At 53.6% G+C, this 12,469-nt stretch carries 8 protein-coding genes; all 8 read left to right on the top strand.

Annotated elements, in window-relative coordinates; all coding sequences use genetic code 11:
* Window positions 1-83: 83 nt before the first annotated feature.
* Window positions 84-3,206, top strand: coding sequence for an isoleucine--tRNA ligase (gene ileS, locus ESZ91_RS01475; RefSeq protein WP_129223396.1), 3,123 nt, complete (start codon window positions 84-86; stop codon window positions 3,204-3,206).
* An 85-nt stretch (window positions 3,207-3,291) separates the two neighbouring features.
* Window positions 3,292-5,196 (top strand): LTA synthase family protein, encoded by a 1,905-nt coding sequence (locus ESZ91_RS01470; protein WP_129223394.1) that lies wholly within the window; start codon window positions 3,292-3,294, stop codon window positions 5,194-5,196.
* Between the two features lie 451 nt (window positions 5,197-5,647).
* Window positions 5,648-6,505, top strand: coding sequence for a class I SAM-dependent methyltransferase (locus tag ESZ91_RS01465; protein WP_129223392.1), 858 nt, complete (start codon window positions 5,648-5,650; stop codon window positions 6,503-6,505).
* Window positions 6,498-7,193, top strand: coding sequence for an RluA family pseudouridine synthase (locus tag ESZ91_RS01460; protein WP_129223390.1), 696 nt, complete (start codon window positions 6,498-6,500; stop codon window positions 7,191-7,193). The genes ESZ91_RS01465 and ESZ91_RS01460 overlap by 8 nt, the downstream gene beginning before the upstream one ends.
* 163 nt (window positions 7,194-7,356) lie before the next feature.
* Entirely contained in the window at window positions 7,357-9,477 is a 2,121-nt protein-coding gene (locus ESZ91_RS01455) for a hypothetical protein (RefSeq protein WP_129223388.1), read from the top strand.
* Between the two features lie 85 nt (window positions 9,478-9,562).
* Window positions 9,563-9,796 (top strand): FeoA family protein, encoded by a 234-nt coding sequence (locus ESZ91_RS01450; RefSeq protein ID WP_129223386.1) that lies wholly within the window; start codon window positions 9,563-9,565, stop codon window positions 9,794-9,796.
* Window positions 9,796-11,658 carry a ferrous iron transporter B gene (locus ESZ91_RS01445; protein WP_129223384.1) on the top strand — a complete coding sequence of 621 codons (1,863 nt, stop codon included), beginning with the start codon at window positions 9,796-9,798 and terminating at the stop codon, window positions 11,656-11,658. Before ESZ91_RS01450 ends, ESZ91_RS01445 begins: the two co-directional genes overlap by 1 nt.
* Window positions 11,606-12,457 carry an RluA family pseudouridine synthase gene (locus tag ESZ91_RS01440; protein WP_129223382.1) on the top strand — a complete coding sequence of 284 codons (852 nt, stop codon included), beginning with the start codon at window positions 11,606-11,608 and terminating at the stop codon, window positions 12,455-12,457. The genes ESZ91_RS01445 and ESZ91_RS01440 overlap by 53 nt, the downstream gene beginning before the upstream one ends.
* Window positions 12,458-12,469 lie beyond the last annotated feature (12 nt).

The following is a 12,469-nucleotide window of genomic DNA, read 5'->3' as shown; positions in this document are numbered from 1 at the left end:
CGTTTGACAGAATGTTTTTGGTGGTATCAGCCCTTTATTTTTTCCGAAAATAAAGGGCTTTTTTGATTTCAAGAGGTGATCGTATGTATAAGAAAGTAGACACCACGATGAATTTCGTGGAAAGAGAAAAAGAGATCGTCGAATTCTGGAAACAGAACGGCATCTTCGAAAAGAGCGTGGACCGGAACGAAAAGGGAGAAGAATTTTCCTTTTACGACGGCCCGCCCACGGCCAACGGCAAGCCGCATATCGGGCATATCCTGACGCGCGTGATGAAAGACATCGTGCCGCGCTATCAGACCATGAAGGGCAAGCACGTGCTCCGCAAAGCGGGCTGGGATACGCACGGCCTGCCCGTCGAACTGGAAGTAGAAAAACTTCTCGGCATGGACGGCAAGCAGGACATAGAAAAGTACGGCATCGAACCTTTCATCAAAAAATGCAAGGAGAGCGTGTGGAAATACAAGGGCGAATGGGAAAAGATGTCCGAACGCGTGGGTTACTGGGCGGACATGGACAACCCTTACGTCACCTACGACGATAAATATATCGAAAGCGTATGGTGGGCGCTCAAAGAAATCTGGAAAAAGGGCCTTTTGTACAAGGGGCACAAGATCGTTCCCTATTGCCCGCGCTGCGGCACGGCGCTCTCTTCGCACGAGGTCGCGCAGGGGTATAAAGACGTCAAGGAAACGTCCGTGTTCGTGCGCTTCCGCATAAAAGGCGAAGAAAACCGCTATTTCCTCGCATGGACGACCACGCCCTGGACGCTTCCCTCCAACGTGGCGCTCTGCGTCAATCCCGAAGAGGACTACGCGGAAATTTTGGCGGAGGACGGCGCGCGCTATATCCTCGCCGAGGCGCTCGTTCCGACCCTTTTTGAAAATTATCAGACGCTTTCCGTCAAAAAGGGCAAAGAATACGAATATACGGAATACGAGCCGCTCTTCGACTACGCGCTCGGCTCGTTCCGCGAAAAGGCGTACTACGTCGTGTGCGACGGCTACGTGACCTTGACCGACGGCTCGGGCATCGTGCACATCGCGCCCGCGTTCGGCGAGGACGACTACCGCGTGGGCAGAAAATACGAACTTCCCGTCGTCAACCTCGTGGACGAGCGCGGCTGTTTTGTGCCCGCCGCAAAAGACCTTGCGGGCGTGTTCGTAAAGAAAGGGGATAAAACCGTCATCGCCATGCTCAAAGACAAGGGACTCCTCTTTAAGGAAATGGTATACGAGCACAGTTATCCCCATTGCTGGCGCTGCGACACGCCGCTCCTGTATTATGCGCGCGAAAGTTGGTTCATCAAAGTGACCGCGGTCAAAGACGAACTCATCGCCGCGAACAACTCCGTGCATTGGATGCCCGAAACCATCAAATCGGGGCGCATGGGCAACTTTTTGGAAAACGTCATCGACTGGGGGCTTTCCCGCGACCGTTACTGGGGCACGCCTCTCCCTGTCTGGGTATGCAAAAAGTGCGGCAAGGTGCACGTGATCGGCAGCAAAGAGGAACTCAAAAAACTTTGCGGACTTTCGGGCGACGTGGAACTGCACCGCCCGTATATCGACGGCTGTACTTTCCCCTGCGAATGCGGCGGCGTCATGGAGCGCACGCCCGAGGTCATCGACTGCTGGTTCGATTCGGGCTCCATGCCCTTCGCGCAGTATCATTACCCCTTCGAAAACAAAGAAGTGTTCGAAAAGACTTTCCCCGCCGACTTCATCAGCGAGGCGGTCGACCAGACGCGCGGCTGGTTCTATACGCTGCTCGTCATTTCCACCATTCTTTTCGGCAAAGCGCCCTTTAAAAACTGTATCGTTTTAGGGCACGTCAACGATAAAAACGGCGTGAAAATGTCCAAGCATAAGGGCAACGTCGTAGATCCGTGGAGCGTTCTGGATAAGCAGGGCGCCGACGCCGTGCGTTGGTATTTCTATACTTCCAGCGCGCCCTGGCTGCCTTCCCGCTTTTACGAGGAGGCCGTGTCCGAAGCGCAGAGAAAATACATGGGCACGCTCTGGAACACCTACGCCTTTTTCGTGCTCTATGCCGAGATCGACGGGTACGATCCGAGCAAATACGATCTGACAACCTGCGCTTTGAGCGTCATGGACCGCTGGATCCTGTCCAAACTCAACACTTTGATCGCGCGGGTGGATAAGGGGCTCGCCGCATACGAGATCACCGACTGCGCGCGCGCCTTGCAGGATTTTTGCGACGTGCTCTCCAACTGGTACGTGCGCCGCGGCCGCGAGCGCTACTGGGGCAAGGAGATGACGAAGGACAAGGCGGCGGCTTACACGACGCTGTACACCGTTTTGGTGACGCTGGCAAAACTGACGGCGCCCTTTACTCCCTTTATCGCCGAACAGATGTACCAAAATCTCGTGCCCGCGTTCTATCCGGAAGCGGAAAAATCCGTGCACATGTGCGCATTCCCGCAAAGCGACTTATCGTTCGTGGACGAAAAACTCGAACGCGGCATGGACGAAGTGCTCGACGTCGTCGTACTGGGCAGGGCGGCGCGTAACGCGGGCAATCTCAAAAACCGTCAGCCGCTCGCGGAAATGGTCGTCGTAGCCGAAGGGCGCGAAAAACTTTCCGACGAACTCAAAGGCATCGTTTTAGACGAACTCAATATCAAAAAATATAAAGAGGCGGAGGACGCGGGCGCGTTCATCACGTACCGTCTGAAACCGCAACTCAAAACGCTCGGCCCCAAATACGGGGCGAAACTGGGCGCCATCCGCGCGTTTTTGCAAAATTGCGACGGCGCGAAAGTCGTGGCGGCGGTCAAGGAAGGCAGTTTCAAAACCGTTCTGGACGGCACGGAAGTGGAACTGACCGCGGAAGATCTTCTCATCTCCACCGAGAGCGCGGAAGGATACGTGTCCGCAAGCGAGGGGGGCGTGACCGTCGCGCTGGATACGGCGCTCACGAAAGAACTCGTCGAAGAGGGCGTTGAACGCGAACTGATCTCGAAAATTCAGACCATGCGCAAAGACGCGGGCTTTGAAGTGACCGACCGCATCCGCGTCTTTTACAGAGCGGACGGAAACGTCGCGGCGGTCTTGAAGAGCCGCGGCGGCGCCATTGCCAAAATCGTTCTTGCGGACGAACTTTGCGAAGGCGAGGCGGAAGGGTTTACCAAAGAATGGGAATTGAACGGCGCAAAGGCGGCGATTACCGTCGTGAAAGTATAAACTTAATGATTTTTTAACAAATTATTTATAGATTGTTCAAGCGGGCAGCCTATAATGAACGTAAAAAATCCGACGGGTGAATTCATTGAAAGTTTTTTTTAAACACAACTTCATATTTGTACCGTTCGTGCTTTTAGCGGCGCTTCTGGAAATGTACGCGCTGCTCTTTACCGATAACGGCATTCTCATACACGCGCCCTGGTTTTCGCTTGCCTTGCTCGCCGTCATCGTGTCGCTTACCGCGATGGTGCGCTCCTATGCCTGGCGCGTTGCGATCCTTTCTTTCGTGCTCGTTGCGATCCTGAGCGTGGACGCGGGCTTTATCCTGCTGTTCGACATCAACGGCACGGCATTCGATTATTCGCTTTTGTATCAGGCGGCGGACGGTCTGGGCATGATGGAAGGGCAACTCGTCAACTTCGGATTTCTCGTGCCCGGCGCGATCGCCGTGGCGGGGTTTTTACTCTACGGCGTGTTCAACGCCGTCAAACTCAAAGACGTGAAGATCGAAAAAAATCCGCGCCTCCGCATCGTGTGCTGTTCGCTCGCGGGCGTTCTGCTCGTGTCCGCGCTCGCGGTGCCCAACGTGCTCAATTTCGTGAACACCACCTCCGACAGTTATTACGCCGATCTCCTGTACGATAACGACAACGAATATAAAAAATACGGCGTGACGGGCGACGTTTTATATCAGTTCGTCACGGGGCCGTTTCTCACTTCGCCCAAGGTGGCGACTTGGCAGGACAGTTCGGAGTTTTATTTTCGGAACAAGACGGAAAACGGCGAATTGTTCGGCGTGAGCGCGGGCAACAACGTCGTGATGATCCTCGCGGAGTCGATGGAGTGGTTTCCCGTCACCAATTATCCCGGGCTGGCGCAGTACCTGTATCCCAACATTTCGCGGCTGACGGAGGAGAGTATCGTCTGCCAAAACCATTATTCGCGCGAAAAGACGGATATATCCGAGGCGCAGTCGCTTTTGGGCAATTACCCCTCGCGCGGCTTTGTCTGTAACAATTACAAGGATAACGCGTATCCTTTTTCGCTCCCCAACCTTTACAGGGAGACGAACGAGGGCGCGAAAATCAATTCTTTCCACAACAACGAGGCGACTTTCTATAACCGCAGCGAACTGCATGAATCGTTGGGCTTCGACCATCTGTACGGCATCGAGGAGATGGAAGGATACGGCGTGACAAATTATCAGGAACTGTTGGAAGAGCGCAATCTCGATTCCGAGATGATGGACAAAATGAAGGACGAAATGTTCCCCGCGGACGGCAACTTCTTTTCGTACATAATCAGTTATACCACCCACGGCGGTTACTACGATGTACGCTCCTCTCTCGAAGAAAAGGGATATTACGACAGGCTGGACAAATACAACGTCTATCCCGAGACCGACAACAAATACGACAATTATCTTCGCACCTATGCGGCGGCGCTGATGGACTTTGACGCGGCGATCGGCATTATGCTGGACGATCTCGAAGCGAAAGATCTGCTGGATTCGACGACCATCGTCATTTATTCCGACCATAACGCCTACTACGACCGCCTGAGTTATCGCGGCAAGGGGCTCGTCGATATGCAGAGCGAAATTTTCCACGTGCCCATGTTCATCTACGATACGAAGGCGAAAACGGCGCTCGAAACTGCGGGGAAGGGCAAGGATATCGAAAAATTCACGACTACGGCGGATATCTTGCCCACGGTCCTGACGCTTCTGGGCATTCCCTATTACTCCAACCTGTATTTCGGGCACAACGTGTTTTCCGATCGGGAGAGCGTGATATTCTCGCGTGCGTACGGATGTTTCATCACCGAGGATTTCGTCGGCTATTCCCTCAATTCCGTCGTCTATAAGGGAAACGGATTTTCCGAAGCGGATTTAGTGACGCGCGCGAGCGAACATCTCGAAAAACTGAAATATATCGACGCGCTGTATTTTAAAGATTACTTTGCCGAACACGAATTTCCGAAAGTTTGAATTTTGCCGCGGCTTTGCAAAAGACGCGGCTTTTACTTTACAAATTACGGGAAAATGTTTTATAATACAAGCGCGAAAACTTGCTTGCAAGGAATTTCGCGCGAAGTATTGCAACATAAAAGCGGTTTTGCCACAGGCAAAACGAAGGTGTCGGAAGACACCGCCCAAAAGTTTACTTTTGGGGTGGTTTTATGTTATAATACCCGGAAAACTTGCTTGCAAGGGATTTCGCGCGAAGTATTGCAACATAAAAGCGGTTTTGCCACAGGCAAAACGAAGGTGTCGGAAGACACCGCCCAAAAGTTTACTTTTGGGGTGGTTTTATGTTATAATACCCGGAAAACTTGCTTGCAAGGGATTTCGCGCGAAGTATTGCAACATGGAATGTTATAATACATGGGAACGGCAGAGTATTTCAACAGAAAATGACAAATCGACCGCAGGAGTTTATATGAGAATCGCGGAAAACTGGAAGGATTATTCCATCCTCGCCACGGGCGACGGATACAAACTGGAACGCTGGAAAGATATCTATCTTCTCCGTCCCGATCCGCAGGCCATCTGGCAGGCGCAGAGCGACCTTTTTTCCTTTCCCAAACTTAACGCCGTGTATCGCCGCAGCGATCGGGGCGGCGGCTTTTGGGAAACGCGAAAAGCCTTCCCGGAAGAGTGGAACGTGTCCTACCGCGATCTCACTTTTAAGATCAAGCCCATGGGCTTCAAGCATACGGGGCTGTTTCCCGAACAGGCGGTCAACTGGGATCTGATGTCGTCGCTCATTCAAAAGGCGGGCCGTCCCGTACGCGTGCTCAATCTCTTCGCCTATACGGGCGGGGCGACGGTCGCGTGCGCCAAGGCGGGCGCGGAAGTCACGCACGTGGACGCGGCCCGCGGCATGGTTGAGCGCGCGGGCGAAAACGCGCGGCTCTCGGGCATTGCTTCGGGGATCCGCTATATCGTCGACGACTGCAAAAAGTTCGTGCAAAGAGAGATCCGCCGCGGCAACAGATACGACGCGGTCATCATGGATCCGCCCTCCTACGGCAGGGGACCGAACGGCGAAATGTGGAAGATCGAGAGCGAGTTGTTTCCCTTCGTCGGATTGTGCAGTCAGATACTGTCGGACGATCCGCTCTTTTTTCTCATCAACAGTTATACCACGGGTTTGCAGCCCATGGTGCTCAAAAATATTTTAACGCTCAATCTCAAACGCTTTTCGGGCAAAACGGAGGCTTACGAGGTGGGCATTGCTACGGAGGAGGGCATTCCTCTTCCCTGCGGCGCGGGAGGAATTTACATCCATGGATAAAGATCTCAATATACTTTACGAAGATAACCACGTCATCGTCGTCTTAAAGCCCCAGGGCGTTCCCTCGTGCGGCGACGAGAGCGGCGACGACAGCCTTCTGGAAATGGTGCGACGCTATCTCAAAGTCACGTACGATAAGCCCGGCAACGTGTACGTGGGGCTCGTACACAGGCTGGACAGGCCCACGGGCGGCGTGATGGTGTTCGCCAAGACCAGTAAGGCGGCGGCGCGGCTGTCCGCGCAGATGAAAGAGGGCGATTTCGAGAAAAAATATCTCGCGGTGCTCGTCGGGACTCCGAAAGAGAGCAGCGCGACCGTGGTCAACTATCTCAAAAAAAATCCCCTCAACAATATGGTATATATCTGCACGCAGACGGAAGAGGGGGCGAAACTCGCCTCGCTGGACTACCGCGTGCTGGAAGATAAAATCAAAATTTCCCTTGTCGAAGTCAAACTGCACACGGGGCGCACGCATCAGATCCGCGTGCAGATGGCGGGGCTTTCCCATCCCGTGTTCGGCGATATGCGCTACGGCGGAGAGACTGCCCGAAAGGGCAATCTGGCGCTGTGGGCGTATTCGCTTTCCTTTACCCATCCCGTTACCAAAGAGCGCATGAAATTTATGGCGCAGCCCCCCGAGGACGGACCATGGAAGTATTTCGATACCGAAAAACCGTTGAAATTGTGAGGGTTTTGATAAATCGTTTAAAATGCGCTAAATTTTTGGCAAAAGCGGAAAAATGCGTTTGACAAAAGATCGTTTTGCGTGTAAAATAGACAGGTACAGTCATACAATGCAGTACTCGGCCGAGGTTCGGCCTTACGACAATAAATTGCGATGGGAGCATAGAATGAAGAGACATACTGTTAAATTGTTCAGCTTGATAACGGGATTGGCGTTGAGCCTTGCCGCGTTTTTCGCCGTCACCGTGTTTTCGGCATCGGCGGAGAGTTATTCGGCGGTCAATATATTCACCACCTCGGTCGGCGCGAGTTACGACAATACGGAGACGAACAAAAACGTGACCTACCAGATGGGCGAACAGTCCACCGTTTCATACCGTAAAAATCTTGCGCTCAAATGGTATGAAAGAGCCGAGGGCGAAACGGTCGGCACGGCGAAATATTTCACCGCCACGATCGCTTTCGACGGCGAAAATTTCAGCAAATTCAGCATGAAACTCGAAGCCGCCCAGCACACCATGAATAAAGAGGAAAAGAGCGAAAACACGCTCACTTTCGAAGCGGATAACGGCGCTTATACCGCCTACGTCAACGATCAAAAGGAAGCGGGTGTTTCCGTTACCGCGCAGAACGGCGAATTCGTGATCGCTCTGACCGAAGCCGCGATCGATGATAAACCCGCGCTCGACGGCACCACGGGCGAGTTTTACGTGACCGTCAACGGCAAGTACGCGGGCACCTTTACCAATATCGGATCCAATTACGCGGAATACAGTTCTTCCTCGCTCACCCCGCTCACTTTCTCGCTCGACGAGATGAAAGAGGGCGGCGCGGACAAGCAGAGAGTGGAGATCCGCAAACTCAACAATCAGAGCATGGCGCTCGATAAAGATAGCGGCAAGATCGAAGACGACGCGGCGCCCATCTTCGTTCTCAACGACGAAGTGAAAGTTTTGAAACTCGGCGATACGCTGGATTTCGATTATAAGAATATCGACGTTCTGGACAGTTCCGTTTCCACCGAATTCTATTCGTTCGTGTTCAAGGGCACGGATACCGACAAAGACCCCGACGAGACCGCCGAGGACGAGACGGACAAGGGGCTCTATTACGAGAAATCCGACACGCTTTCCAAAGTCGTGTTCATGGAGAACGATCTGTACAACGGCACGGACAACGCCTACGTCAGCGTAGCGTTCCGCCTTTCCGACGGCGACAACCATGCGTTCTACTATCTCGAAGATTATGCGCTTTCCGCCAAAGTCGATGGCAGTACCAAAGAATACGTGCGGGTGAGCAAGAAAGTCGATTCCCGCCCCGATTATATTGAGGAGAATGTTGGCGCATACCAGACAGCCGTGAGCGAAGCCGCGCGCAAGGACGGCAAGAGCATTCAGATAGGTACGGGCGCGTATTATTATCTCCCTTCGCTGCGCTCTTTGATTTCCGACGCGGATTGCGGTTACACCGAACTCACGTTCGACGTTTATTACAAAAACCAGACCACGGAGAGCGGCTCGGCGACGGGACTTTCCTATAACGAACTCAAATTCGAGATCGCGACCGCGGGCAAATATGAATTTAAAGTCGTTGCCAAAAACAAATTCGGCAACGTTATGCAGTATGAGAAGGACGGCAAGACCTACAACGTTACGAGCAGCAACGTGTGGGACGTGGAAGAAATCCCTTCCTTCACGTTCGACGTGTACAACAACGGGCCTTCCATCGAAGAGAGCGAGATCAACGATCTCGGGTACATCGACGTGACCTTTACCTTCCCCGCTTTCGAGATCGTCGGGCTTTCGGGATACAGCAGCGAATACAAACTCTTCCGTCTGGACGGCGACAGTTCGTCGCTGACGCTGGACGAAGTCAATTCCGATCCCTCGAAATATACGTGGAAAGAGATCGAAGAATACGATTCCGATAAGGAAGAAGACGAAGGGGACAACGTCTACGAATGGAGGCCTTCTTCCCGCAGTTTCATTCCGCAGGAAAAGGGATTCTACATGATCACCGTCAAAGTTGTGGACAGCGACCGTATGTCCGCGGAATCGCACCAGGTGGTCAACGTCACTTCCGAAGTAGACACCGTGCACGGCGAAACGTACTGGCTGCGCGACAACGTGCTCTCCGTCGTATTCATGGCGATCGGCGGCCTGTGCCTGATCGGAATCATCGTCCTTCTCGTCATCAAACCCAAGGAAGAGTCGGAAGTCGTTTCCGTGAAAAAGGCGCGCAAGGAAGAACTGAAAGAAAAGAGAGAAAACCGCAACAAAAAGCAGTAATGATCTTGCTTATAAAGCCCGACGAAAGAAATTTCGTCGGGCTTTTTTTGTTCTGTTCGGCGGGGCGCGTTCATAAGATAGTAGCATGAACGTGACTGATCTGAAAAAGGGCGAAGAGGCAAAAGTTCTGGGGCTGGAACTTTCCGCCGACCTTCGCGAACGGCTGAAAATGCTCAACGTATATGCTGGCGCGGGCGTGCGTCTCGTCAAGGTAGCGCCGTTCGGCGCGGGGTATCTTCTGTCCGCTGGCAGTATCCGCCTCGCGGTGGGCAAGAGCATCGCACGAAATATCTTTGTCGAGCGGGAGGAACAAAAGTAATGCGCATCATTTTAGCGGGAAATCCCAACTGCGGCAAGACGACGCTCTTCAACGCGCTCACGCGCTCCAACGCGAAGACGGGCAACTGGCACGGCGTGACGGTGGGCGAGCGCTGCAAAAAGACGCGCATCGCGGGACAGGAGGCGACGGTGTGCGACCTTCCCGGCATCTATTCGCTTTTGACGCATTCGCTCGAAGAGCGCGTCAGCAAGCGCGCCATCGAAGAAGAGGAATACGACCTCGTGGTGGCGGTCGCCGACGCGGTGACGCTTACGCGCTCAATAAAACTCCCTCTGGAAATTGCGGCGCGCGGCAAAAAGACGATACTCGTCGTCACCATGGCAGACCTTTTAAAAAAGCGCGGCGGCTATCTCGACGCGGAAAAATTGTCCGCGCGCCTGGGTATTCCCGTCGTTACGGCGGACGCGCGCTCCAAACGGGACATCCGCCGCTTGCAGCAGAAGATCGCCGAAACTTGCGGCAAAGAAACGCCCGCCTTTTCGCCCGTGCGCGAAGAAGAGGCGTTGGAAGGCGTGTATTCGGCGGGCAGCGAAAAGAGCGGCATCGCCGATTTCGTCCTGTATAATCCCGTCACCGCATACGCTTTATTCGCGCTCATCATGCTGAGCGTGTTTTTTCTGGCGTTCGGAAATCATATGCCTGGCGTATTTTTAAAGGACAAGACGGAATATTTGATCGGCGACGTGCTGGGCGGCGGCGCGGTTTCGCTCTTAGAGCGCGTCGGCGCGCATCCCGCGATCCTGTCGCTCGTTAAGGACGCGCTGTTCGGCGGCGCGGCGATGCTTTTATCTTTCGTACCGCAGATCGTCATCGTGCAGGCGGCGCTCATCGTTTTGGAAGAGAGCGGCTATTTGGCGTCGCTCGCATTCATGACCGACGGCATTTTTTCCAAAGTAGGGCTTTCGGGCAGGGCGGCATTCTCCATACTGATGGGGTTCGGTTGCAGCGCCGCGGCGATTTTGACGACGCGCGGGCTGGAAGACAAAAAGATACAAAAACGCACAGTGCTCATTTTGCCGTACATCTCTTGCAGCGCGAAAATGCCCGTCTATCTGACGCTGATCTCCGCCTTTTTTACGCACAAATTCCGCGCGCTGTGCGCCATCTACTTTGCGGGCGTGCTCTTTTCGCTGTTCGCCGCGCTGCTGTTAAAGAAAATTTACGGCGGCGAAACCGAATTCGTGCTGGAGATCCCGCACTTGCAGCCGCCCCGTCTTTCCCTGCTTTTGAAATCGTTGCTATTTTACGTAAAACAGTTTATAATGAAAATAGCGACCGTCGTCACCGCCTTTCTCATCGTCATGTGGTTTTTGCTCTCGTTCGACTTCACCTTTCATTTCGTGGGGCAGGGTAGCGAAACGTGTATACTGCGCTATCTGTGCGAGGGGCTGAAATTTTTATTTTATCCCATGGGTATCTTCGATTGGCGCGTGGCGCTCTCCGCCGTTTCGGGGCTTGTCGCCAAAGAGAGCGTGGCGGGCATGCTCGGCATGTTCTACGGTACGGATCTTTCCGCCGCTATGACGCCTGCGGCGGCGCTGGCGTTCATCGTGTTTATCATGACCTGTTCGCCCTGCGTGTCCGCGATCGCCGCCACGGCGCGCGAATTCGGAAAGAGGGCCGCTATCAAATACGCGCTCGCACAGACGGGCATCGCCTTTCTGGCGGCCTATCTCACCTATTTTATGCTCGCCTACGGCACCTTTGCCGTGTGGCTCGTTCCCGTCGTCGCGGTAGCAGTCCTGTTTTTTACGGGACGCAAAAAGCGCGGGAAAAAGAGGAAGAAACTTGAAAAAATTCACGGTAAACGAAAAACAAACTCTGAAAACCTTCACGGATAACGTCTATCCGCAGGGCTCGTTCGCTTTCCCGCGGCTGCTCCGCGCGCGGGATATCCGCGTCAACGGAAAGAAAACGGGCGAAAATATTTTGCTCAGAGAGGGCGACGAAGTCGTTTATTATACTACCCTGCGCGAAGAATCCGTTCCCGCGTATGAAACCGTTTACGAGGACGAAAACGTGCTCGTTGCGGACAAATACGCGGGCGTCAATTCCGAGGCGCTGTACTTTGCGCTGTCGCAAAAGGGCGAAACGTATTTTATCCACAGGCTGGACAGAAACACGGCGGGGCTGATGATATTCGCCAAAAACAAGCGGGCGGAAGCCGAACTTTTGCGGGCGTTCCGCGAGCGGCGCGTGCAGAAAATTTATCTCGCGCTGTGTTTCGGCAAGTTTGCAAAGGGTGTAGATATGCTTTGCGGCTATCTGGTCAAAGACGAAAAGGCGGCGCGCGTGCGCGTCTATTCCAAACCGAGGGAGGGGGCGGAAAAGATCGAAACGGAATACCGCGTTTTAAACGGCGACGGCGAACTTTCCATGGTGGAGATCGTCCTGCACAGCGGAAAGACGCATCAGATACGTGCGCACATGGCGTTTATCGGGCACCCCGTCGCGGGGGATGAAAAGTACGGCGACGAGGCGCGCAACAAAAAATACGGGGTGAAGCGCCAACTGTTGGTGGCTAAGACTTTGCGGCTGCAAACGAAAGGGGCGCTCGCCTATTTAAACGGGCAAAGTTTTTCCTCGCGGTTCGTGCCGGAATTGAAAAACAGTTGCCCGAATGCTCCAAAAATGATATAATAGGCTCAATAT

The organism is Candidatus Borkfalkia ceftriaxoniphila (assembly GCF_004134775.1).
GTDB classification, from domain to species: Bacteria; Bacillota; Clostridia; order Christensenellales; family Borkfalkiaceae; genus Borkfalkia; species Borkfalkia ceftriaxoniphila.
This window is presented reverse-complemented; position numbering and strand designations above follow the sequence as displayed.